Genomic DNA, 22,800 nt, shown 5'->3' on the forward strand with positions numbered 1-22,800 from the left:
GCCCATCCTGCGCGCTGCGGCCCGCGGTGTCTCAGTTGCTCAGAGCCCTGAAAGCACTGATGAGGATGAAAGCCCCCAGCGCATAGGCGAGCGCATTCACGACCCACGCAATCGCAACGCCCATCAAGGCGGAGCCGCCTGTCGCTCCCCAGAAGAAATACGCCGCGGTGATGCCGGGCCATTCCAGTGACAGGAGCGCGTAGCCGGTCGGCGACTCCAGCACGAGCAGCGCCGACGAGATCAGCGCTCCGATCGCCAATGCGATGATGAGGATCACTTTCAAGGAGGGCATCACAATCCCAGCAGCCCGGCCAAAACCGGAATCAGGAAATAGGCGGCGACTCCGAGCAGAAGCCCCACGACGATCCGCGTCCTGCGGCCGGGCACCCTGGCATCCAGCCACGCGCCCGCCTTCAGCACGGCCCGTTCGAGCAGTCCCCCGATCAGGGACCTGGCGAGCTCGAACAGCAATTCTCCGAAAAATTTGGCCATCTCCCGCGATTAGTCTGTTCCATCGCCCCGTGGGTTCAAGCCCTGGCGAGGCCGGCCCGCCGGCGACGTGAGAATGAACGCTCAGCGCTTGCCGAACCATTCTTCGTAGATCCTCTGGTAGGTGTCGTTCTCACGCAGCGCCAGCAGCGCTTCGTTGACATGCTTGCGCAAGGGGCTGCCGGTCGGAAACACGATGCCGTAGTCTTCCCTGTGGAACATGGTGCCGACGATCCTCGCCAATCCTCTGCCGTCGTGGGTCTCGTAATAGTGCAGTGCGGGCGCATCGAACACGACGGCGTCCACCTCCCGGTCGAGCAGGGCATTGTAGAGGTCGTCGACCTTCTCGAACTCGATGACTTCGGCCCTGGCCTCGTGCAGGTAAGTTGCTGCCGTGCTTCCCCGTGTCGTCCCGACGGGCTTTCCGACGAGATCGCGGGGATCGTTGATCGGTCCCCTGATCTGCTGCACCGTCAGTGACGCCGTCAGCTGCGCCGTGTAGAACGCCACGAACACGACGCCCGTGAACATCCACAGCACTGCCACGATCCGTGCCATCCAGTGCCGCGGCATTTGATCCGCCTGCGTCGCCAGCGTGCCCGCGGCCCAGAACATCGCATGGAAGATTCCCGGAAAGTATTTCCTGCTCGGAATGATTCCATCGTGATGGTGCCGTTCCACCAGGAACATCAGATGCGCCGGAATGAGGATCAGGAGCAGCGCAATGCCGAGCCAGATCAGGAGCGTGCGGGAGAAGAACAGTCGCATCAGCTCGTGCAGCGGGTTCGGCTCGACATGGGGCGCGGTGCCGCGGATCAGGATCTGCAGGCCCGAATTCATGATCGGCTGAGAAAAATCGAACCTGTTCTCGCGGTCGGATGTGATCGAGACGGCTGCGATGGCGAGATCCGCCCGGCCGCTCTCGACGGCATCGAGCAATTCGCCGACATCCGACATGACGACGTATTCGGTCTCGCGGTTCAGCCGGCTGCCGATGCTGTTCCAAAGCTCGATGCTGAAGCCGCTCAAAGCTCCGTTTTTCTCGATGACCATGGGAGGGATGACCCTGGTCGCCACCCTGAGCTTGGCGGTCTCCCCTTCGGCCATGGACCAGGTGATGCACGTGAGCAGCGCCAACACCAGCCCGCGCACGACGTTGGCAGCAAGCGCGCCGCGCAGCCGGACACCGCCTGCACGAAGCCGGATCGCGAGATCGGGACGGGACATCGATGGTCTCCCAGTCGAGAGTCGCGTTGCGGTCGGGAGCTTGCGCCGCTTCACGTCATTGTCCTTGATCGGTCAAGGATGGGTTTCGCAAGCGCTCAACCCATCCAAACCCGAAGGTGCTGCGATCAGATCGACCTCACGCCGCTTTCGTCAGCACGTCCGTCAGCCAATCCGGCTCGACGATCATGACCGAGTGGCCGGACGTCGTGTTTTCGAGCACGGTCCAGGAACTGTCCGCCTTGCACTCTGCGGCCGCCTTGTCCATGGCGGCCGCCTGGAATTTCGGCAAGCGGATGTAGGTCTTCCTGGCGACCTTTTCGCGGGCGCCCGTCAGCTTGACCGGTTGCAGGAACGTGCCGATGGGGTGCGGCGTGACTTTCGACAACACCCAGGCAACGTCCTTCGGGTCGTTGAAGGACGTCGGAGGAATGGCTTTCGGCGCGGGCCGGCTGATCGCACCTTCTTCGATCGGGAAGGGGACCAGGTCTCGAAACGCCTGGCCGTCCGCGGGCTTGATGGCGTCGACCCAGACGATGGACGACACCCGGCCTCCGATGCGCTCGAGCGCGCCCGATGCCGGACAGCCGCCGTAGGAATGGGCAACGAGGCAGATGTCCGTCAGGTCTTCCCATTCGACGAGATTGGCGATGTCGGCAATGTGCGTGTCGAGCGTGATGTCCTTGTTCAGCAGGTGCGAGCGTTCCGCGAGGCCCGTCAGCGTCAGCGCATAGACGCGATGACCCTGCTTTTGCAGGCGCTCGGTGACGCGGTGCCAGGACCAGGCGCCGTAATACGCGCCGGGAACGAGCACATAGGTCTTCTGTGCCGATTGCGCGTGGGCCGGACCGATGAATGCGCCCGACGCCAATGCCGAGGCCGAACCTGCCGCAGCCCCAAGTCCGCCGAGTAACCTGCGCCGCGTGATGATTGAACGGACCATGCAATGACTCCGTCAGATTGAATGATTGATGCTTGAAAAGAATGGACGTGAATGCTCGAGCGGGCCCATCGGGCCCGCTGCGATGATGGCATCATGCGCCTGTTTTGCCCGACGGGTCAAATGGATTTCGGCAAATCGAAAAGCTCAGTGCACGCAAGACCCGGCTACCGTGCATGGGGCTTCTTCGCAGCGCGTGAGATAGGTTGAGCGCTTGCGAAATCCATCAAGCTTCATTTCCACGACCGGATCGAACCAGCGAGAATGACGAGAGGCCCTCGAACCGTTGTGGCTACGGGTTTCGCAACCGTTCATCCGATACTGCGAGCCGAGAGAAGCTGCGATACGCCGGCTTCGTGAGACCAGGGCCGGTTCTCCACCCGCCCAAATCCGATCGTTTCCCAAAACCGGGCAGCGCCATCATTTCCCGCGTGGACGGAGACAATAGAGACCTTCCCCGCGGCCTCCAGCAGCAAGGCGTCCGCGATCGCCTGGGCGATCCCGCGTCTTCGATAGTGCTGGTGTACGTAAAGCCGGCGCATCCGCCACATGGGCAGCAAAGTCGGCGTGGGCTCGTCGGTGATCGCGCCGATCCCCACCAGCCGGCCCTCCGAATGGCAGGCGAATATCGCGTGAAACATGGCGCGATCCCCTGTGAATTCCGCGGCCAGGCGGGTCATGTGCGCATGGCCGCCGGCTTTGGCGTCGGCTTCCAGGTCAGGAAAAGCTTGGGGAATATTGCCGTCGAGGCGTTCGAGGGAGATCATCGTCATGAAGCAATCACCGCCGGGCGGGCAATCAATCGAGTTTGGCCAGGACGTCCCGGATGAAAGGATCCGTGCCGATCAGGTATTGTTGGATGCCGGAGCTATTCTGTGGCTAGTGAGCGGCAGTCGCGCGATGGTGGTCTATTTGGTGGGGAGGATCAAGCTGCCACAGGGCAGTCATCTAGGGCGAGCAAAGCGGCATCATTATCCCCTGGACCGAACATAGCCCATTGCTGGCGCGGGCGGACCAACACAATGGTGAGGACAATCTGTCATGCAAGGCCCTATACATTGAACGTACGACCAGTTAACATTTACAGATAGCTGTCAATAATATTTCTACCTATGGTATATTGCCCTGCTTTGATGAGACACCCTCGCTCGCTTCGAGAGACTTTTTGGAAAATTGAGGCACACGATTGACTGACGACCCATCTGAGGGCCCCCGGGGGAAGTTCGGAACTTCGCTCCAAGGTTTTCAAGCAGCCCGTCGAGCTATAATCAACAATGCTCTTCGACGACAGCAGAAGAGTCTCGACTTGTCAGGCTACGGCCTAGAAATGTTGCCGCCGGAAATTGGGCGATTAGAGAATCTCGAAACCCTTATTCTGAGCCGAAATTATCTTAAGACTCTTCCGCCAGAAATCGGCGGGTTGGTGTCATTGAAATGGCTCTATCTCTATAGGAATGAACTCGAAGTTCTCCCACCAGAGATTGGCCAGCTCACTGAGCTCAGGGTTCTAAGCCTGGACCACAATCAATTAGAAACGCTTTCTATCGAGATAGGACAGCTTTCGAAACTCACGGATATATCAGCGAGAGACAATTCGATTACATCGTTGCCGCAATACATCTGCGAATTGCCTTTGTTGGAGTCTTTAGAACTTAAGGGCAATCGCCTTACGGTTCTTCCACCTCAAATCGGTCAGTTGTCGCGGTTGGAGTCCGCTTCCTTCGAGGGCAACAAGCTCAAGGAATTACCAAGGGAAATTGGTCAACTTGCATCGTTGATACGTCTCGATGTCAGCAACAATCAATTGAGGTCTGTTCCAAAAGAACTCGCTAGGCTCGCAAAGCTCTCATCCTTGGACTTAAGGGCGAACTGGCTGAGTTCGCTCCCCGAAGAGCTTGGCCAGATGCGTTCGGTGGCAATGGCCGCTGAACGAGACCGCAAACCCTACACGGAAGGCATATTGTTAGAAGGCAATCCGCTGGAGCATCCCCTTCCTGCCCTTATCGCTGAAGGTCAACCCTCCGCGACCACAAATGTCCTTGCGTGGCTTCGTGGGGAGTTGGACCTTTCTGCATTGGCGGGAATTCGAGATGACCTCGATCAAGCACTCGAACCTCCAGTGCTTCCAAAACAAGGGCATGGGCCTCATTTTGAGATCGATGATAAAGGCGTCATAAAGTTTGCTCCACCACAGAATTTAGATCGGCAGGGAAACAATCTCGGTCGGTTGAGAAAACTCCATCCAAGCCTGCAGGCTCTCTCTTCCAGTTTGATGGAGGGCTTGGGCCAAGGCAATGTGCCACATTGGCACCTGAGAGATCGTGCTTCGGCTTACTCAAAGCTCATAGAACAAAATCTCGAAGAGATAGACTTTTCTTTACTGTATGTTGAAGGTGTCAGGCTTGCGAATGCAGATAGGGCAGCGAAGAGCAAAGTCCAAGAGGGCGAGTTGCCTTCGTTAGAAAATCAGGTTCATGAAACAGTCGATAGTCTCTTGCAATTGCATGGAGCGTTTATGCTCTCAACTGTGGAGGGGCAGGAACTCCTTGCAGATGAAGAGCGATTTCAGCGGAATGTCGAAGAGGAGCAACAGTATCGCGAAGTCGCGTTCGAGTTTGCTCAGAGCCTTCAAAACAGGCCAGAGATCATAGAAAAAGATGCTGCAACCTTTGTTCTGAAGACAACAGAAGAGATAGGGCAAGGACATAATCCCGAGCGCAGCGCTATCGTCGCTAACGCCACAATCAAGAATGTTGCAATTACTGTCTCAACTGCCGCTGTGCTCGCAACCCTATCGGCGGGAGCATTTGCGTCAGGTTCTGCGCCATTAATGGTCGGCGCCGCCGCGACCGCGCTGGTAGCGGGCGAAGGATTAAAGAAGTCAAAGTCATTTGCGGTAGTGGCTTCGCTGATTACCCGGAGTCTTGACAAGGCCTCAGACGTGGACTTGCTCAGCTATTTTGAGCGATATGGCGAAAGCTCTAAGGCTCATCTTAGGTATGTTTTTTCCTTTGAACGAGAATTGCGACAATTGGCAGAAAAGGGCAGAGGTTTAAGTTGGCTCTCTCGGACGATAGACTGGATCAGAAGCAAGTCGACCCAATAGGTTGGGAGTTTCTGAAGGCAACTTGGTCGTCTCAGCTCCCCATAGTGTAGTGATCAAGGAGTCTCGCAACGCATCTTCTTGCCGTGTGGGGGATATTTTCTCTCTCCAACTGCTGGCGCTCGTGCAAAATGCACGTAGCAGTTTACAGCAGCACTCCCTGCCTAGGGTGTATGGTCGCATTTGCGATCAACGACGCCAAGTTGCGGACACGTTCGACGAGATCAAGCCTTGCGGTCTGTTCATATGCAACCGCGTCACGCCGCGGCGCGGCCAAGGTCGAGTGACGGCCTGCGTCTGGTCGGGAAGCTCAGCGCCACCGCGACGGCGGCGAGCCCGATCGCGAAGGAGCCGACGTGCAGCCAGGTGTATTGCTGGAAGCTGTCGAACACGAGCCCGCCGGCCCACGGGCCGAGCGCCATGCCGAGGCTGGCAAAGGCCGACACCGCGCCGAACACGGTGCCCATGATGCGCGCGCCGAAGAATTCGCGGACCAGCACGGCATAGAGCGGCATCACGCCGCCATAGGCGAGGCCGAACACGACGGAGAGCGCGTAGAATTCGCCGAGCTGGGCCACCGCGAGATAGGTCGCGATGCACATCGCCTGCACGAAGAGGCCGCCGACCAGCACGGGCTTTGCGCCGATGCGATCGGCCAGCGTGCCCAGCAGCAGGCGTCCGCCGAGCCCGGAGACGCCGGCGACGCTGTAGACCGTCACCGCCGTGAGCGGGGCGATGCCGCACACCATCGCATAGGACACCATGTGGAAGATCGGGCCGGAATGCGCGGCGCAGCAGGCGAAATGCGCCGCAGCGAGTGCAATGAATTGCGGCGTGCGCAGTGCCTGCGCGGCGGTCAGCTCGACCGCTGGCGCGGCATCTGAGGTCGCGCCGTCCGCCGTGCGAGGAGCGGGCCGCACCAGGAAGCAGGCCGGGATCAGCAGCGCCCATGCCGCACAGCCGATCACCAGCATCGCGGTGCGCCAGTCATAGGCCGTGATCAGCCAGCTCGCAGTCGGCGCGATCGTCACCGGCGACACGCCCATGCCGGCGGAGACCAGCGCCACCGCAAGGCTTCGGTTCTTCTCGATCCACGCGCTCGCGAGCGCCATCATCGGCGCGTAGAAGCTGCCGGCGGCAATGCCGATCAGCACGCCGAAGAACAACTGGAATTGCCACAGGCTCGTCGCCTGGCTCGCGGTGACGAGGCCGAGCCCCAGCAGAACGCTTCCTGCGAGAACCACGATGCGCGTGCCGAACCGGTCCGACAGCGTGCCCCATAGGAACGCGGCAAATCCCATGCAGAGGAAATCCAGCGTCGCCGCCGCCGACACGCCGGCGCGCGACCATCCCATCGCTTCCGAGATCGGCTGCAGGAACACCGCCAGCGACAGCATCGTGCCGAACCCGACACACGTCATTAGCGCGCCCGCGGCGACAATGACCCAGCCATAGTCGAAGCCAGACGGCTTGCTCATGCGTTTCCTCGCGCTTTTGGTTTTGTTGGTGGTGCGCAGAAGGGATGGTGGCCTATCTGCCGGGGAAGGGCAAGGTGACCTGCTATGCGCGATTTGCCACTCTGCCGTGAGCGAGATCTATTCCGTCGCGATGATCAAGGTCTTGGTCGCGGAATGACGATCTGACGGACGCCGCCATGATCGCATTATGCCCCTGTTTTGCCCGACGGAGCAAATCGAATTCCGAAAATCGAAAACATCAATCCGGACAGTGCCCGGTCTACTGTGCATGGGGTTGTTTTCGAGTTTTTGTTTGGCGGGTCGCAAGAGCCTTCGCCGTCATGGCCGGGCTCGAGCCGGCCATCTACGTCTGCGCCAGGCCCCAAAAACGTGGATGCCCGGGACAGGCCCGGGCATGACGGCAGTTGGGGTCACTTTCGAGCCTTAAGCCTTGCCTCAGCTATCCACCTTCAGCGCGGCAATGAAGGCTTCCTGCGGGATGTCGACCTTGCCGAACTGCCGCATCTTCTTCTTGCCTTCCTTCTGCTTCTCCAGAAGCTTGCGCTTACGCGTGATGTCGCCGCCGTAGCACTTGGCGGTGACGTCCTTGCGCAGCGCGCGCACCGTCTCGCGCGCGATCACCTTGCCGCCGATCGCTGCCTGGATCGGAATCTGGAACATGTGCGGCGGGATCAGCTCCTTCATCTTCTCGACCATGGCGCGGCCGCGGCCTTCCGCGCGGGTGCGATGGACCAGCATCGAGAGCGCGTCGACCGGCTCGGCATTGACCAGGATCTGCATCTTGACGAGGTCGGCCGGCTTGTAGTCGGTGAGATGATAGTCGAACGAGGCGTAGCCCTTCGAGACCGACTTCAGGCGGTCGTAGAAGTCGAACACGACCTCGTTGAGCGGCAGATCGTATTTCACCATGGCGCGGGAGCCGACGTAAGTGAGCTCCTTCTGCGAGCCGCGGCGGTCCTGGCACAGCTTCAGCACGCTTCCGAGATATTCGTCGGGCGTCATGATCGTCGCCTCGATCCAGGGCTCCTCGATCTCGGCGATCTTGACGACGTCGGGCATGTCGACGGGATTGTGGATCTCGATCTCGGAGCCGTCGTTGAGCTTCATCTTGTAGATGACGCTCGGCGCGGTCGCGATCAGGTTCAGGTCGAACTCGCGCGACAGCCGCTCCTGGATGATCTCGAGGTGCAACAGGCCGAGGAAGCCGCAGCGGAAGCCGAAGCCGAGGGCGGCCGAGGTCTCCATCTCGAAGGAGAAGCTGGCGTCGTTGAGGCGCAGCTTGCCCATCGCGGCGCGCAGCGTCTCGAAGTCGTCGGCATCGACCGGGAACAGGCCGCAGAACACCACGGGGATCGCCGGCTTGAAGCCCGGCAGCATCTCCGTGACCGGCTTGCGGTCGTCGGTGATGGTATCGCCGACGCGGGTGTCGGCGACTTCCTTGATCGCGGCGGTGATGAAGCCGATCTCGCCGGGGCCGAGCTCGTCGACCTGCTGCATCTTCGGCGTGAAGAAGCCGACGCGCTCGACGTCGTAGGCAGCGCCCGTGCCCATCATGCGCACGCGGCTGCCCTTCTTCATGACGCCGTCGACGACGCGAATGAGAACGACGACGCCGAGATAGACGTCGTACCAGCTGTCGACCAGCAGTGCCTTCAGCGTCGCGTCGCGATCGCCCTTCGGCGGCGGCAGGCGGGTGACGATGGCTTCCAGCACGTCGGGGATGCCGAGGCCGGTCTTGGCCGAGATCATCACCGCGTCGGAGGCATCGATGCCGATGACGTCCTCGATCTGCTGCTTGACCTTCTCGGGCTCGGCCGCGGGCAGGTCGACCTTGTTCAGGACCGGAACGATCTCGTGATTGTTGTCGAGCGCCTGGTAGACGTTGGCGAGCGTCTGCGCCTCGACGCCCTGGCTGGCGTCGACCACCAAGAGGGAACCCTCGCACGCCGCCAGCGACCGCGATACTTCGTAGGCGAAGTCGACATGGCCGGGCGTGTCCATCAGGTTGAACACGTAATCCTTGCCGTCCTTGGCGCGGTAGGCGAGGCGCACCGTCTGCGCCTTGATGGTGATGCCGCGCTCGCGCTCGATGTCCATGGAATCGAGCACCTGCTCCTTGCCCGCCATTTCGCGGTCGGAGAGGCCGCCGGTCATCTGGATCAGACGGTCGGCCAGCGTCGATTTGCCATGGTCGATATGGGCGACGATGGAGAAATTGCGGATGTTGGAAATGGGGGCGGTCGTCATGGGCGCGGGATACCACTCACATCCTCGTGCGGCAACCATATTGCTGTAATTTCAGGGCCTTTGTTCACGCCAAGCTGATTCCACGCGGGGCCAAAACGCGCTAGCAAGCGGGCCATGTCGACCACCGCGATACCCTCCGCCAGAGCGCGGGCGAAGACCCGCCTGGGTTACAACCGTTTCCGGGCCTGGCTGGTTGCCTGTGCAACCCGCCCCGAGGCGCGCCTGTGGCTGGTGATCCAGCTCGCCATCCTGCATGCGGTGCTCTGGACCTTCATCCTGATCAATTTGAAGGCGGCGCAGGACGTTCACATGGACGTCGCAGAAGCCTGGGGCTGGGGGCAGAAATTCCTGTGGGGCTACGGCAAGCACCCGCCGCTGTCGGGCTGGGTCGCAGGCCTCTGGTTCATGGCGTTCCCGGCGACGGACTGGGCGACCTACGCGCTGGCGATGGCGACCGTCGGCACCGGCATGGTGATCTGCTGGCTGGTGGCCTTGCGCGTGGTGGATGCGCGGCGCGCGTTCCTGATCGTGGTGATGATCGCGCTCTATCCGATCTTCAATTTCAAGGGGTTCAAGTACAACCCCGACCTGCTCCAGCTCGTCACGCTGCCGCTGCTGGTGCTGGCCTATCTCAACGCCTTCGAGAAGCGGAGCTGGCAGTCCGGCATCTGGCTCGGGCTTGCCGGCGCGCTGGCGCTGATGACCAAATACTGGGTGCTGACCATGATCGGCGCCATCGGCCTTGCCGCGCTGCTTCATCCGCAGCGGATGAGGTTCCTGCTCTCGCCGGCGCCATGGGTTGCGATCGCGACGATGGTCGTGGCGATGATCCCGCACATCGTCTGGCTGGCGGACGTGCATTTCGTGCCGCTGACCTATGCCGGCGACACCTACAGCCTGCATGACGACCGTCTCCTGCATCAGCTCGTGGGCGGCTATGCCTTGCATAATTTCGCGCTGCTGGCTTTGCCGGTGGCGCTGGCCGCGCTCGCGATGGCGCTGGTGCCGCCGTGGCTCAAGCTGCTGCTGCGCGCACCATGGCGCATCGTCACGCGCGCCTGGGCGCGCGGTGCCAATCCCGGCGTCAACCTTTCGCAGGCGCTGAACGTCTGGATCGTGCAGATCATCGTCGCGGTCGGCCCGCCGGTCGGTGCATTGGCCTTCAGCATCTACATGAAGACCGATTGGGGCATCTCGCTGTTCTTCCTGGTGCCCTTGGCGCTGGTCGCGATTCCGACGCTGCGGGTGCAGAGCGCGGTGCTGTTCAACATCGCCGCGATCTGGCTCGTGCTCAGCGCAGCGACGCTCGCCGCCTCGCCCTGGATCGCCGCGCGCGAGATGGCGGCCAATGCCGGCAACGCACAGATCTATGGCGCGCGCTCGGAGCTCGCGCGCGAATTGACCCAGGCCTGGCACAGCCGCTTCGGCTCGCGCTGGGCCGTCGTGGCCGGCACGATGGAGCAGATCCAGCCGCTGGTGTTCTACAGCCCGGATCATCCGGCCGCGCTGCTGCCGCTGGAGGCCTGGGATTCCGGCCTGACCTCGCGCGAGGATGCGAAGAAATACGGCTTCATCGGCGTGTTCGATCCGACCGACGGCCGCCTGCCGGCATTCGAGAAATGGGTGTCGGAAACAGCGCCGAACGCCGAGCGCATCGTCATGACCACGCGCCGCTTCACCCACGGCAAGGCCGGCCCGGCGATGAGCTGGAACATTTATATCGCGCCGCCGGCGAAGTGAGACGGTGCCGTAGGGTGGGCAAAGCGCAGCGTGCCCACCACCTTCATCGACGAGGGAAGATCGTGGGCACAGCGTGTTGCGCCTTTGCCCATCCTACGGCACCGAGCGTTTGGCTCAGATGCCTTCCTCGTTGAACTTGCTCTCGACGAGCTCCGTGATCGCCGCAAGCGCAGCATCCGCCTCTTCACCGGCGGCGGCGACGGTGATCGTCGTGCCCGGTCCCGCAGCCAGCATCATCAGGCCCATGATCGAGGTGCCGCCGACGGTCTCGCCGGCACGCGTCACCCACACCTGCGCGTTGAAGCGCTCGACCGCCTGGACGAATTTCGCCGAGGCGCGCGCATGCAGGCCGCGCTTGTTGATGATCAGGAGCTCCTTGGAGATCGCGCCCGCGGGCACGCCGGTCCCGGCTTGAGGCGCGTCGTCGCTCATTTGCCGGCGAGCACGCGGCTGGCGATGGTGACGTATTTGCGGCCTGCTTCCTGGGCCATCGCGATCGCGTCGGGCAGCGGACGCTCCTCGCGCACCTTGGCGAGCTTCACCAGCATGGGAAGATTGATGCCCGCGAGCACTTCGACCTTGGGCCGGCTCATGCAGGAGATCGCAAGGTTGGACGGCGTGCCGCCGAACATGTCGGTGAGAATCGCAACGCCGTCGCCCGAATCGACGCGGTTAACCGCTTCGATGATGTCGCTTCGGCAGAGATCGGAATCATCTTCGGCGCCGATCGTGATCGCTTCGATTTGCTTTTGTGGGCCCATGACATGTTCAAGCGCTGCCTTGAATTCATCGGCAAGGCGCCCGTGGGTCACAAGTACTAGACCAATCATCGGAAAACTCCTCGCGGGCGCTTTTGGTGCACCGCACGAACGCGCCACTTTGACCATCCAGAGCCCCCGCGCAAGAGGGGATGTTGCGTATCTCCCTGAAACTAGACGGATGGATGAGGGGAGCTGCGCCGGTCTATTCGGTCGCGATAGTGGGGTTCATATGGTTACCATTTCCCTTCAAACAATTGCCTGAAGGGTTAGGAGGAGGTTAACTCTTGGTAGTGGTCAAGGCCGCGACAACCAAAGGGAGGGGCGAATAGTCGCGGCTGACGGGGATTCGCGGTATTTCGACACCGAAAATGCTTGTTTTCAGCGATTCGGCCGGAGGAAGCCGTTCCGCGTCCGCGGCGTCCAGATCGACCACGAGACCGACGGTCGCATGCTCCACGAAGTCGCAGCGGCGGATTCCGAGACCGCGGATCTCGATCAGGCCGGCCAGCATGCGGGCAGGGCGGACTTCAATTTCATCGCCGACTGTCGCCAGATGGACACGGTCATCGCCGACCAGAACGGCCCTTTCGACGATGCCCGCGCGTCCGGCCATGATCAAATCGAAGGCAAGGCGCGATTTGCCGGAGCCCGAGGGACCGCGGATCAGCACTGCCAGATTGCCGACTTTCACCGCGGAGGCGTGCACGCTGGGCGCGCCTTCGTTCGAGCGGCCTTGGCTCATAGCGCCGGCAGCCGCACCACGAAGCGCGCGCCGGCAACCGTCGGCACACCCTCCTCGTCCGGCGGGCCTGCGCGATTCTCCGCCCAGATCCGCCCGCCATGGGCGTCGACGATCTGCTTGGAGATCGACAGACCGAGGCCGGAGTTCTGGCCAAAGCCCTGATGCGGGCGATCGGTGTAGAAGCGCTCGAAGATGCGCTCCAGCGCGTCATCGCGAATGCCGGGACCGTCGTCGTCGACCACGATCTCGATCTCGCCGCGGACGCGGCGGCAGGTGAGGCGCACCTTGCTGCCGGGTTCCGAGAACGATTGCGCGTTGGAGAGCAGGTTGGAGACGACCTGTCCGAGCCGTGAATCGTGCCCGGTCACGGCGAAACTGTCGGTCGGGCTGCGGCCCTCGAAGCGCGTTTCGACCGCGACGTCATGGCCGAGCTTGGTTTCGTTGGCGACGGAGACGAGCGTCGTCAGCAGGCGGCGCAGGGCGACGGGGATCGCGTCCTGGCGCTGCAGCTCGGCGTCGAGGCGGCTGGCGTCGGAGATGTCGGAGATCAGGCGGTCGAGCCGCTTGACGTCGTGCTCGATCACCTCGAGCAGGCGGGCGCGGCTGTTCTCGTTGCGCGCCAGCGGCAGCGTCTCGACAGCGGAACGCAGCGAGGTCAGCGGGTTCTTCAGTTCATGCGCGACGTCGGCGGCGAACATCTCGATCGCCTCGATGCGGCTGTAGAGCGCGCTGGTCATGTCGCGCAGCGCACCGGAAAGATGGCCGATCTCGTCGCGGCGGCGGGTGAAGTCGGGGATCTCGACGCGGGTCTTGATGCGGCGGCGGACGCGCTCGGCGCTGTCGGCGAGCCGGCGCACCGGGCCGGCGATCGTGCTGGCCAGCAGCAGCGACAGCATGATCATGACCGCGGCGGCGACGCCGCCGACTTTCAGGATGGCGAGGCGCTCGGCGGTGACCATCTGGTCGATGTCGTCGCCCTGGGTCGAGAGCATCAGCGCGCCATGGATCGCGCGCGAGCGCAGCACGGGCACGGCCACCGAGACGATCACCTCGCCGCGCGCATTGACCCGCACCATCGAGCGCTTCTGGCCCTGCAGCGCGTCGCCGACTTCCGCATAGCCGTTGCCGTTCTCGGGGCCGAGCTCGCGATAGAGCGGCAGGTCGCCGCGGTTCAGCCAGGTGCGCACCGCGACCATGCCGCGCTCGACCACGCCGGGCTTCTCGGCGGAGACAGGCGGCAGCGGGAAGCGCAGCACGTTTTCGAGGTTGCGGCTGTCGAGCAGCAGGCTGCCGTTCGGATCGTAGATGCGGGCGCGCGTCTTGGTCGGCGAGATCAGCGTGCGCAGCACCGGCGCGACGCGCTCCGGATTGATCGGGAAATCCAGCGGGGAATAGTCGTCCGAGCCGCCATAGGTCTCGCCCGGCTTGAGGTCGAGCAGACGGTCGGGATCGATGGTGATGGCGTTGGTCTGCACGGTCGCGGAGGCCGCGATCGCGCCGGCGATGATCTCGGCCTGCACCAGCAGGCTCTGCGCGCGCGCGTCGATCAGGCCGGCGCGGAACTGCGACAGATAGAGGATGCTGGCGACCAGCGCGACGAGGCCGGCGAGGTTCAGCGAGACGATGCGGCGGGTCAGGCTCGAGAAGGACAGCGCGAAGAAGAACTGTCCGGCGCGCTTGAGCCAGTTCAGCGGCCGCCAGCCCTGCGGCGCCGGCTTGTCCTCGACGTGCTCCGGAACGCCCTCGGACGGGATATCCGCGGCGTTCTGGTTCTCGTCAGGCTGCGTCCGGTCAAGCAATGCTCACGCCCGCGTTAGGACATCTCGTGCGAAGGGTCCTCGCATCCTAGAGCATGATCCGGAAAAGTGTGCAGCGGTTTTCCGATAGGGATCATGCTCAAACAATCAACCAAAGCGCGGTCCCGATCGCGCTTTGGAGCCATCCCGGTCGTGATGGAATCAGAACCGGCGATGCTCTCGGAGTTTCGTGCAAGGCGTGCGAACGCCCTCAGGCTTCCTTGAAGCGGTAGCCGACGCCGTACAGCGTCTCGATCATCTCGAACTCGTTGTCGACCACCTTGAACTTCTTGCGCAGCCGCTTGATGTGGCTGTCGATGGTGCGGTCGTCGACATAGACCTGGTCGTCATAGGCGGCGTCCATCAGCGCGTTGCGGCTCTTCACCACGCCGGGCCGGGTCGCGAGCGCCTGCAGGATCAGGAATTCGGTGACGGTCAGCGTCACCGGCTCGTTCTTCCAGGTGCAGGTATGGCGTTCGGGGTCCATGCGCAGCAGGCCGCGGTCGAGCGCCTTCGCGTCGTTCTCCTTCGGCGCGACGGTCGGGTCCTTCGGCGCCGAGCGGCGCAGCACGGCCTTGACGCGCTCGACCAGCAGGCGCTGCGAGAACGGTTTGCGGATGAAATCGTCGGCGCCCATCTTGAGGCCGAACAGCTCGTCGATCTCTTCGTCCTTGGAGGTCAGGAAGATCACCGGCAGGTCGGACTTCTGGCGCAGGCGGCGCAGCGTCTCCATGCCGTCCATGCGCGGCATCTTGATGTCGAGGATGGCGAGGTCGGGCTGGGTGGTGCGGAAACCGTCAAGCGCGGACGCGCCGTCGGTGTAGGTCATGATGCGGTAGCCTTCGGCTTCCAGCGCGATCGAGACGGATGTGAGAATGTTGCGGTCGTCGTCGACCAAAGCGATTGTGGGCATGAGCCTCTGCTTTCTGCTTTCCGTTTGGGTCGTGGCTTGAAACGGCGAGCAATCCACTGATGCGCCGCATACATGGGTGCCGAAGTTGGCGTTCGAACCTTGTCACCGAGCAATGCAAGCTGGGCTGAAGTGTGACCAAGTTCCACGAAACGCGGCAGATTCGCCGCGTTTCGACCCATAACCTGAGCCCCGTTTACCCGAAAAAAGCCCCTCCTTGCAACCACCTGAGCCGAGAAAGCCGATGCAACCGACCCCCGATTTCGACCCCGCAAAGCTCGCCAAATCGCTGCTGAGGCGGTCGCGGCAGGGCGCTCTCGCAACATTGATGACGGGCTCCGGCGATCCCTATTGTTCCCTGGTCAATCTGGCGAGCCACCCGGATGGCTCGCCCATCCTGCTGATTTCTGGACTGGCCGTTCACACCAGGAACATCCTCGCCGACAGCAGGGCCTCCCTGATGCTGGATGAGCGCGCTTCCGGCGATCCCCTGGAAGGCGCCCGGATCATGCTGTCGGGACGGGCGGAACCGGCCGGGGCCGACAGGGATCTCCTCCAGCGGCGGTATTTGAGTGTCCATCCGTCGGCTGAAGCCTTTGTTTCATTTAAGGATTTCTCGTTCTTCCGGATCCGGCCCACGGGCACCCATCTGGTCGCCGGCTTCGGCCGGATCGTCGATCTCAAGCCCGAGCAGTTCCTGACCGGTCTCGATGGCGCCGAGGACCTGCTGGCGGCCGAGGAGGGCGCCGTCGAGCACATGAATGCCGACCACCGCGAGGCCATGAACCTCTATGCCACCAAATTGCTCGGGGCAGCGGACGGCGACTGGCGCTGCACCGGCTGCGACCCCGAGGGCCTCGACATGCAGGACGGCCAGACCGCGCTGCGGCTGGATTTCCCGGAGCGCGTCACCAACGGGACGGCTCTGCGCAAGATGCTGGTTCGCCTCGCCGGCGAAGCGCGCACGAAGGTGGACTAACGCGCAAGCCTTTGAACGCTGCCCCCCGCCGCGGCGACCCAACACCGTAATGGTTCGAGGTCCGGCCGCGAGAGGGTTCATGACACGCCGTCGTTTGACGCTGGTTGCAGGGTTGGCGCTCGCGATTACCGCATCGCTTGCGACGCCCTGCCTTGCGCAGAAAGGTCTCGCCGCGGAGAGCGCGCGGCTCAACGCGCTCATCGGTGCCGGAAAATATTCGGAAGCGCTGCCGCTCGCGCAAGCGATGGTCGCCAGCCTCGAGAAGGACAACGGGCGCGATCTTTCCGGCGCGTTGAACAATCTCGGCCAGGTCCATGCCGGTCAGGGACGGGACGATCTGGCTGAGCCGCTCTACAAGCGCGCGATCGCGCTCATGGAAAAATCGCTTGGCCTCGACAACGCCCTGGTTGCGGCCGAGCTGACCAATCTCGCTGCGCTCTATCAGCGGCAGGGTCGCTTCGCGGAGGCCGAGCCGCTGTTCAAGCGTGCGCTCGCCGTGCGCGAGAAGGCGCTGCCGCGCGAGCACCCCGATGTCGGCCAGTCCCTCAACAATATCGCCACGCTCTACGCCAAGCAGCAGCGCCCGGCCGATGCCGAGCCGCTGTTCCAGCGGGCGCTTGCGATCTACCAGAAGGCCGCGGGGCCCGAGCATCCCGCAGTCGCTACCGTCCTGAACAACATCGGCCAGGTCTATCGCGACCTCAACCGCGATGCCGACGCCGAGGCGCCGATCAAGCGCTCGCTCGCGATCCGCGAAAAGGTGCTGGGGCCCGATCATCCCGACGTCGCGCGCTCGCTGAACAATCTCGCCGGCCTCTACGAGCACCAGAAGCGCTATGCCGATGCCGAGCCGCTGTACCGTCGTGCGCTGGCGATCCGCGAACGCGCGCTCGGGCCGGACCATCCGGACACACTGACCTCGACCGGCAATCTCGCTTATTTCCTCTACGTCTCCGGCCGCACCGCCGACGCGCTGCCGCTGGCGGACAAGACGCTTGCCAGCGGCCGCGCGCAGTTGCGCATCGTGCTGCCGATCCTGTTCTCCGCACGGCAGCAGCATTTGCTGTCCGACGACAAGGCGCTCGACAATGCGCTGGCCGCGATCCAGCGCGGCACGCAATCCTCCGCGGCATCGGCCGTCAACAAGCTCGCGGTGCGGCTCGCCGCCGGCAGCGACCGGCTCGCCGAGCTCGTACGCAGGGATCAGGATCTCGGAGCCGAAGCCGAGGCGCTCGACAAGGCGATCATCGCGGCGGTGTCCAAGCAGGCCGGGCAGCGCGACGCCGCGGGCGAGCAGCGCAGCCGCGCGCGGATCGCAGCGATCGGAAACGAGCGTGTCGGCTTGCAGAAGACGCTCGCCGTCGAGTTTCCCGATTATGCCTCGCTCTCCAACCCGCTGCCGCTGGCGGTGAAGGACATCCAGCCGCTGCTGTCGGCCGATGAGGCGATGACGGTCTATGCGGTCGTCGACAACAAGAGCTACGTCATCGCAATCACGCGCGAGGGCGCCGACTGGAAAGAGGTTCCGCTCGGTGCGGACGCGTTGACGCAGAAGGTGACGGCGTTCCGCAAGGGATTGGATGTCGGCAAGGCACGCGACGCCTCCGGCAAATCCGGATTGTTCGATCTCGCGCTCGCCAACGAACTCTATATTGCGCTGCTCGGCCCGGTCGAGGCGCTGACGAAGGACAAGCGCAATCTGCTGGTGGTGCCGTCGGCAGCGCTGACTGCATTGCCGTTTCATCTTCTCGTCACGGAGACGCCGCAAGCTGCGATCCCCGACACGCTCGAAGGCTATCGCAGCGCCGCCTGGCTGCTCCGCCGTCAGGCCGTTTCGGTGCTGCCCTCGGTGATCAGCCTGAAATCGCTGCGCGCGTTCGCGCGCCGGGATCAGGGCCTGAAGCCGATGACCGGTTTTGGCGATCCGGTGTTCAACCCGGCGCTGGAAGCGCCTGCCGATCGTCGTGCTGCAGGCGGCAAGATCGCCGCACGCAATATCGCGACGATCGCCTATAGCGACTTCTGGCGCGGTGCCGGCGTCGATCGCGCGCAGCTTGCGAAGGCGCTGCCGCAACTGCCTGACACCGCCGACGAGCTCAACGCGGTGGCGAAGGATGTCGGCGCGGGCGAGGTCGATATCCATCTCGGCCGCGATGCCAGCGAAACGACGCTCAAGCGTGCAGCGCTTGCTCAATACAGCATCATCTATTTCGCCACGCACGGCCTCGTTGCGGGCGACGTCAAAGGATTGGGCGAGCCGTCGCTTGCGCTCTCCATTCCCGATCAGCCTTCCGAGATCGACGACGGTCTTCTGACCGCGAGCGAGGTCGCGCAGCTCAAGCTCAATGCGGATTGGGTCGTGCTGTCGGCCTGCAACACCATCGCCGGCGACAAGCCGGGTGCGGAGGCGCTGTCGGGCCTCGCACGTTCGTTCTTCTATGCGGGCGCCCGTGCGCTGCTGGTCTCGCATTGGGCAGTGGATTCGGAAGCTGCCACCCGCCTGACCACATCGACTTTCGCTCTGCTCAAAAACGAACCAAAAATCGGTCGTGCCGAAGCTTTGCGCCGCGCGATGTTAACGTATGTCGATGACACCTCGTCGCCGCGCAACGCTTACCCTGCGATGTGGGGCCCGTTCGCGCTGATCGGCGAAGGAGAGGTACGATAGCCCGCCGCACGGATTGTGCGTCGCAATAACCTTGGGAAACGCAGAATTGCGCATTTGGTTGCGCGATCATTTGTATTTTTTCGATGTGCCCGCTCAAGGCTGACATGCGCGACGTTTGGCGCGGTCCTTGAATAAACCAAATCCTGCGGGATCAGCTTGGCAACGCCAGCGTTCACCATTATTAGGTCGTCCAGCCGAGGCCGGACGGCCTGCAATTCACGGTGACTGCGATGGCGCCCAAGCTTGGCCGCGCTGAGTGTCGCGGGTTCTAGGAGGATTTTTTCGTGCAAGAGACGGGCGTGCGCAACGGTGCCTTCGGCGCCGACAAATTCGGCTTAAAGAATCTCAAGCAGGTTCACTGGAACCTGGGTGCGCCGCAACTCTATCAATACTCGCTGTCCGCAGGCGAGGCGGTGCTGTCCGCAGACGGCGCGCTCTGCGCCGACACCGGTGAGTTCACCGGCCGCAGCCCCAAGGACAAGTTCACGGTGCGTGACGCCACCACCGACAAGAAGATGTGGTGGGCCGGCAACCAGTCGATCACCGCGGAGCAGTTCGAGACGCTCTACCAGGACTTCCTCAAGCACGCCGAAGGCAAGCGCCTGTTCGCGCAGGACCTCTATGGCGGCGCCGATCCGGCCTACCGGATCAAGACGCGCGTCTTCACCGAACTCGCCTGGCACTCGCTGTTCATCCGTACGCTGCTGATTCGTCCTGAGGCGATCGAGCTATCGACCTTCGTGCCGGAGCTCACCATCATCGACATGCCGAGCTTCCGCGCCGATCCGAAGCGCCATGGCTGCAAGTCCGAGAACGTCGTCGCGATCGACTTCGCCCGCAAGATCGTGCTGATCGGCGGCTCCTACTATGCCGGCGAGATGAAGAAGTCGGTCTTCACCACGCTGAACTACTATCTGCCCGAGCGCGGCGTGATGCCGATGCACTGCTCGGCCAATGTCGGCGCCAAGGGCGATGCCGCGATCTTCTTCGGCCTGTCCGGCACCGGCAAGACCACGCTGTCGGCCGACCCGAACCGCACGCTGATCGGCGATGACGAGCACGGCTGGGGCCCGAACGGCGTCTTCAATTTCGAAGGCGGCTGCTACGCCAAGTGCATCAAGCTCTCGCAGGAAGCCGAGCCCGAGATCTATGCGGCCTCGACCCGCTTCGGCGCGGTGCTCGAGAACTGCGTGCTCGACGAAGACACCCGCGTCGTCGATTTCGACGACGGCTCCAAGACCGAGAACACGCGCTCGGCCTATCCGCTCGACTTCATCCCGAACGCCTCGCGTACCGGCCGCGCGCCGCAGCCGAAGAACGTGGTGATGCTCGCCGCCGACGCCTTCGGCGTGCTGCCGCCGATCGCAAAGCTCTCGCCCGCGCAGGCGATGTATCACTTCCTGTCCGGCTACACCGCCAAGGTCGCCGGTACCGAGCGCGGTCTCGGCAACGAGCCGCAGCCGGAGTTCTCGACCTGCTTCGGCTCGCCCTTCCTGCCGCTCGACCCCAGCGTCTACGGCAACATGCTGCGCGACCTCATCGCCCAGCACAATGTCGATTGTTGGCTGGTCAACACCGGCTGGACCGGCGGCAAGTACGGCGTCGGCTCGCGCATGCCGATCAAGGTGACCCGCGCGCTGCTCACCGCAGCGCTCGACGGTTCGCTCCGCAACGTCGAATTCCGCACCGACAAATATTTCGGCTTCGCGGTCCCGACCGCGCTGCCGGGCGTGCCGGCCGAGATCCTCAACCCGGTCAACACCTGGAAGGACAAGGACGAGTTCGACAAGACCGCCCGCGCGCTCGTCGGCATGTTCCAGAAGAACTTTGCCAAGTTCGAAGCCCAGGTCGACGCCGAGGTGCGTGCGGCTGCTCCGGACGTGAAGCTGGCGGCGGAGTAAGGTCGCATCGCATCGCTTGAATACGGAAGGGCGGCTCATCGAGCCGCCCTTTTTCGCAGGCGCCGGCTACAGATAAGGCAGCGCGCCGCGAACGCAGACATAGCCGCCGGCAGCGATGACGACGATCGAAAAGACCGACTGCAGCACCTTGCCCTGCGGGCCGATGATCCTGCCTATCGCCATCCCGGTCAGGCCGCCGAGCAGCCCGCCGGCGATAAACAGGCTGGCCAGCCGCCAATCGATCAGACCTGACATCGCATAACTTGCGGCGGTCGACGCGCCGAAGGCGACGACCGCCACGAGCGACGTTCCGATGGCGTAGATCAGGGGCATGCCGGTCGCGAGCATCAGGCCGGGAACGATCAGGAAGCCGCCGCCGATGCCGAAGAAGCCGGCGAGCAACCCAACGGCGACACCCATGCCGGCAAGCATCGGCAGCAGCCGTGATGCAGTCGCCGGCGTCAGACGGACGGATGGATCGCCTCCGCCGGCGCGCCTCTTCAGCATCAGGGCGCCGATGCCGATCATCAGCATCCCGAACAGCACGAGCAGTTTCCCGCCGTCGAGCTGCTTGGCGAAGTGAGAACCGATGAATGTACCGCCGACGCCGGCGACCGCGAACACCAGGGCGCAGGGCCAGCGAACGTTGCCGGCCCTCCAATGCGCGATCATGTTGGCGAAGGCGCTGATCGCCACCGCTACCGCGCTGGTGCCGATTGCCACATGCGGCGAGGCAACGCCGACGCCATAGACGAGGAGCGGCACCGCAAGGATGGAGCCGCCGCCGCCAACAAGCGCCAGAACGAATCCGACGGCGGCGCCGGACAGCATTGTTGCCATGTCGGGGGCGGTAACAAGCATCACAGGCACTCCTCAGGCTGCGGCCCGGGGGGCGAGGCGATTCCATGGCGCGAAGGCAAGAAGCCGCGCCATCATGCAGGAGCCGCTGACACCGGAAAAAACCAGTCCGGCGCCGACGGAGGCCGCCAGCGCGTAGAACGCCGGATGCGCGAACAGGCCGAGCGCGGTGCCTGCGATCACGAGGGAACCTGCGGTGATCTGGACCTGCCGCATGATTTCGATCGGCTGGCTCCGGTTGTCGACCACCGGCAGCCCGGCGCTTCGCCAGGCATCGATCCCGCCGTCGAGGATGTAGGCTTCGCAATCCGAGCTCCGGGCAAGGCGATCGGCATTGCTGTGCGTGCGGTTGCCGCTGCGGCAATGGAAGATCACGGCCTTTGCGTTCGGCGCGATCTCGACCTTCTCCAGCCGCGACAGCGGCGCGTGTACGGCGGCTGCAATCCTGCTGCGCGCATGCTCGTCAGCCTCCCTGATGTCGACGAGGACGGCGCCGGCCTCGATCAGGTCCTTTGCCTTTGCGGGAGAGATGCGGGGAAGCGACATGTTGAACTCCACTGTTGTCAATTCAGCTTGAAGGCGTGCGGCAGTACAGGCGGTGCAGTTCCGCCATCAGTTGTTCGATGCGGGGGTCGGCGATGCGGTACCAGAGGGTCTGGCTGTCGCGGCGGAAGGTCACGATGTTCTCATCGCGCATCTTCGCCAGGTGCTGCGACAGCGCCGATTGGCTGAGGCCGACGGCATCGACCAGCGTACCCACCGTCATCTCGCTGGCCTCGACCAGTTTGCAGAGGATCATCAGCCGCCGTTCGTTGCCGAGCGCGCGCAAGACGTCGGCGACCTCCATTGCATTGGCTGCAAAGTCCTGAAGGTTCATCGTCCTGGAGCGTGGCATCGGCGCCTCTTAAATTAGATATTGCTAATTTAGCAATCTCTAATATTATGTCAAGAGCAATCCCATTCA

Annotated in this window: 20 protein-coding genes and 1 pseudogene; 6 read left to right on the forward strand and 15 right to left on the reverse strand. The window is 63.2% G+C overall.

All coding sequences use genetic code 11. The annotated features are described in order from the left end of the window. Positions 1–31 precede the first annotated feature (31 nt). The 5 genes from A7X65_RS32790 to A7X65_RS32810 form a co-directional block, all read right to left on the reverse strand. Positions 32–292 (reverse strand): hypothetical protein, encoded by a 261-nt coding sequence (locus tag A7X65_RS32790; RefSeq protein WP_063693114.1) that lies wholly within the window; start codon positions 290–292, stop codon positions 32–34. Continuing rightward, entirely contained in the window at positions 292–492 is a 201-nt protein-coding gene (locus A7X65_RS32795; RefSeq protein WP_063693116.1) for a hypothetical protein, read from the reverse strand. The genes A7X65_RS32790 and A7X65_RS32795 overlap by 1 nt, the downstream gene beginning before the upstream one ends. Positions 493–573: 81 nt before the next feature. After that, complete coding sequence (locus tag A7X65_RS32800) at positions 574–1,716, reverse strand: transporter substrate-binding domain-containing protein (protein WP_063693118.1); 1,143 nt, start codon at positions 1,714–1,716, stop codon at positions 574–576. 136 nt (positions 1,717–1,852) lie between these two features. Further along, a complete protein-coding gene (locus A7X65_RS32805) occupies positions 1,853–2,656 on the reverse strand; it encodes an alpha/beta hydrolase (protein WP_082885141.1) in 804 nt (267 codons plus the stop codon). A gap of 308 nt (positions 2,657–2,964) precedes the next feature. Further along, positions 2,965–3,426 (reverse strand): GNAT family N-acetyltransferase, encoded by a 462-nt coding sequence (locus tag A7X65_RS32810; protein ID WP_063693121.1) that lies wholly within the window; start codon positions 3,424–3,426, stop codon positions 2,965–2,967. Here A7X65_RS32810 and A7X65_RS42220 point away from each other — a divergent pair. Continuing rightward, positions 3,425–3,646 carry a hypothetical protein gene (locus A7X65_RS42220; RefSeq protein ID WP_156528332.1) on the forward strand — a complete coding sequence of 74 codons (222 nt, stop codon included), beginning with the start codon at positions 3,425–3,427 and terminating at the stop codon, positions 3,644–3,646. The genes A7X65_RS32810 and A7X65_RS42220 overlap by 2 nt on opposite strands. A 313-nt stretch (positions 3,647–3,959) precedes the next feature. Beyond that, on the forward strand, positions 3,960–5,759 hold the full coding sequence (locus A7X65_RS41080) for a leucine-rich repeat domain-containing protein (RefSeq protein ID WP_156528334.1): 1,800 nt from the start codon (positions 3,960–3,962) through the stop codon (positions 5,757–5,759). 254 nt (positions 5,760–6,013) lie between these two features. Here the strand turns inward: A7X65_RS41080 and A7X65_RS32825 are convergent, their stop codons facing one another. Further along, entirely contained in the window at positions 6,014–7,234 is a 1,221-nt protein-coding gene (locus A7X65_RS32825; RefSeq protein WP_063693126.1) for an MFS transporter, read from the reverse strand. 435 nt (positions 7,235–7,669) lie between these two features. Then, positions 7,670–9,481 (reverse strand): translation elongation factor 4, encoded by a 1,812-nt coding sequence (gene lepA, locus A7X65_RS32830; RefSeq protein WP_063693129.1) that lies wholly within the window; start codon positions 9,479–9,481, stop codon positions 7,670–7,672. 114 nt (positions 9,482–9,595) lie between these two features. Between lepA and A7X65_RS32835 the strand changes: the two genes are divergently transcribed. After that, positions 9,596–11,221, forward strand: coding sequence for a glycosyltransferase family 39 protein (locus tag A7X65_RS32835; RefSeq protein WP_063693131.1), 1,626 nt, complete (start codon positions 9,596–9,598; stop codon positions 11,219–11,221). Between the two features lie 114 nt (positions 11,222–11,335). Here A7X65_RS32835 and A7X65_RS32840 read toward each other — a convergent pair whose 3' ends face one another. The 5 genes and pseudogenes from A7X65_RS32840 to A7X65_RS32860 all read right to left on the reverse strand — a co-directional run bounded on the left by A7X65_RS32840 (position 11,336) and on the right by A7X65_RS32860 (position 15,433). Further along, positions 11,336–11,653, reverse strand: coding sequence for an HPr family phosphocarrier protein (locus A7X65_RS32840; protein ID WP_063693133.1), 318 nt, complete (start codon positions 11,651–11,653; stop codon positions 11,336–11,338). After that, positions 11,650–12,051, reverse strand: coding sequence for a PTS sugar transporter subunit IIA (locus A7X65_RS32845; RefSeq protein WP_007597752.1), 402 nt, complete (start codon positions 12,049–12,051; stop codon positions 11,650–11,652). The genes A7X65_RS32840 and A7X65_RS32845 overlap by 4 nt, the downstream gene beginning before the upstream one ends. 133 nt (positions 12,052–12,184) lie before the next feature. Continuing rightward, positions 12,185–12,724: pseudogene (locus A7X65_RS32850) on the reverse strand (HPr kinase/phosphorylase). Beyond that, positions 12,721–14,523 carry a sensor histidine kinase gene (locus tag A7X65_RS32855; protein WP_063693137.1) on the reverse strand — a complete coding sequence of 601 codons (1,803 nt, stop codon included), beginning with the start codon at positions 14,521–14,523 and terminating at the stop codon, positions 12,721–12,723. The pseudogene A7X65_RS32850 and the gene A7X65_RS32855 overlap by 4 nt, the downstream one beginning before the upstream one ends. Positions 14,524–14,731: 208 nt before the next feature. Beyond that, on the reverse strand, positions 14,732–15,433 hold the full coding sequence (locus A7X65_RS32860) for a response regulator transcription factor (protein ID WP_008542552.1): 702 nt from the start codon (positions 15,431–15,433) through the stop codon (positions 14,732–14,734). A gap of 241 nt (positions 15,434–15,674) precedes the next feature. Here A7X65_RS32860 and A7X65_RS32865 point away from each other — a divergent pair, with 241 nt between their 5' ends. The 3 genes from A7X65_RS32865 (at position 15,675) to A7X65_RS32875 (ending at position 20,978) form a co-directional block, all read left to right on the forward strand. After that, positions 15,675–16,409 carry a HugZ family pyridoxamine 5'-phosphate oxidase gene (locus A7X65_RS32865; protein ID WP_063693139.1) on the forward strand — a complete coding sequence of 245 codons (735 nt, stop codon included), beginning with the start codon at positions 15,675–15,677 and terminating at the stop codon, positions 16,407–16,409. 79 nt (positions 16,410–16,488) lie between these two features. After that, positions 16,489–19,077, forward strand: a complete 2,589-nt coding sequence (locus A7X65_RS32870) for a CHAT domain-containing tetratricopeptide repeat protein (protein ID WP_063693141.1) — start codon at positions 16,489–16,491, stop codon at positions 19,075–19,077. A gap of 284 nt (positions 19,078–19,361) precedes the next feature. Beyond that, positions 19,362–20,978: a phosphoenolpyruvate carboxykinase gene (locus A7X65_RS32875; protein WP_063693143.1), complete on the forward strand. Its 1,617-nt coding sequence runs from the start codon at positions 19,362–19,364 to the stop codon at positions 20,976–20,978. A gap of 66 nt (positions 20,979–21,044) precedes the next feature. Here A7X65_RS32875 and A7X65_RS32880 read toward each other — a convergent pair whose 3' ends face one another. Genes A7X65_RS32880 through A7X65_RS32890 form a run of 3 tightly spaced genes read right to left on the reverse strand, consistent with a single transcriptional unit; the run spans position 21,045 to position 22,731 of the window. Next, a complete protein-coding gene (locus A7X65_RS32880; protein WP_063693849.1) occupies positions 21,045–21,839 on the reverse strand; it encodes a sulfite exporter TauE/SafE family protein in 795 nt (264 codons plus the stop codon). A gap of 12 nt (positions 21,840–21,851) precedes the next feature. Then, positions 21,852–22,382 (reverse strand): rhodanese family protein, encoded by a 531-nt coding sequence (locus A7X65_RS32885; protein WP_063693850.1) that lies wholly within the window; start codon positions 22,380–22,382, stop codon positions 21,852–21,854. A gap of 22 nt (positions 22,383–22,404) precedes the next feature. Beyond that, positions 22,405–22,731, reverse strand: a complete 327-nt coding sequence (locus A7X65_RS32890) for an ArsR/SmtB family transcription factor (protein WP_063693146.1) — start codon at positions 22,729–22,731, stop codon at positions 22,405–22,407. Positions 22,732–22,800: the final 69 nt, after the last annotated feature.

Origin of the sequence: Bradyrhizobium stylosanthis, from assembly GCF_001641335.1 — a bacterium.
Lineage (GTDB): Bacteria > Pseudomonadota > Alphaproteobacteria > Rhizobiales > Xanthobacteraceae > Bradyrhizobium > Bradyrhizobium stylosanthis.

Coding starts and splice junctions, on each gene's coding strand:
- A7X65_RS32790 (WP_063693114.1), bottom strand. CDS start 292: ATGCCCTCCTTGAAAGTGATCCTCATCATCGCATTGGCGATCGGAGCG.
- A7X65_RS32795 (WP_063693116.1), bottom strand. CDS start 492: ATGGCCAAATTTTTCGGAGAATTGCTGTTCGAGCTCGCCAGGTCCCTG.
- A7X65_RS32800 (WP_063693118.1), bottom strand. CDS start 1,716: ATGTCCCGTCCCGATCTCGCGATCCGGCTTCGTGCAGGCGGTGTCCGG.
- A7X65_RS32805 (WP_082885141.1), bottom strand. CDS start 2,656: ATGGTCCGTTCAATCATCACGCGGCGCAGGTTACTCGGCGGACTTGGG.
- A7X65_RS42220 (WP_156528332.1), top strand. CDS start 3,425: ATGAAGCAATCACCGCCGGGCGGGCAATCAATCGAGTTTGGCCAGGAC.
- A7X65_RS32810 (WP_063693121.1), bottom strand. CDS start 3,426: ATGACGATGATCTCCCTCGAACGCCTCGACGGCAATATTCCCCAAGCT.
- A7X65_RS32825 (WP_063693126.1), bottom strand. CDS start 7,234: ATGAGCAAGCCGTCTGGCTTCGACTATGGCTGGGTCATTGTCGCCGCG.
- lepA (WP_063693129.1), bottom strand. CDS start 9,481: ATGACGACCGCCCCCATTTCCAACATCCGCAATTTCTCCATCGTCGCC.
- A7X65_RS32835 (WP_063693131.1), top strand. CDS start 9,596: ATGTCGACCACCGCGATACCCTCCGCCAGAGCGCGGGCGAAGACCCGC.
- A7X65_RS32840 (WP_063693133.1), bottom strand. CDS start 11,653: ATGAGCGACGACGCGCCTCAAGCCGGGACCGGCGTGCCCGCGGGCGCG.
- A7X65_RS32845 (WP_007597752.1), bottom strand. CDS start 12,051: ATGATTGGTCTAGTACTTGTGACCCACGGGCGCCTTGCCGATGAATTC.
- A7X65_RS32860 (WP_008542552.1), bottom strand. CDS start 15,433: ATGCCCACAATCGCTTTGGTCGACGACGACCGCAACATTCTCACATCC.
- A7X65_RS32865 (WP_063693139.1), top strand. CDS start 15,675: ATGCAACCGACCCCCGATTTCGACCCCGCAAAGCTCGCCAAATCGCTG.
- A7X65_RS32870 (WP_063693141.1), top strand. CDS start 16,489: ATGACACGCCGTCGTTTGACGCTGGTTGCAGGGTTGGCGCTCGCGATT.
- A7X65_RS32880 (WP_063693849.1), bottom strand. CDS start 21,839: ATGCTTGTTACCGCCCCCGACATGGCAACAATGCTGTCCGGCGCCGCC.
- A7X65_RS32885 (WP_063693850.1), bottom strand. CDS start 22,382: ATGTCGCTTCCCCGCATCTCTCCCGCAAAGGCAAAGGACCTGATCGAG.
- A7X65_RS32890 (WP_063693146.1), bottom strand. CDS start 22,731: ATGCCACGCTCCAGGACGATGAACCTTCAGGACTTTGCAGCCAATGCA.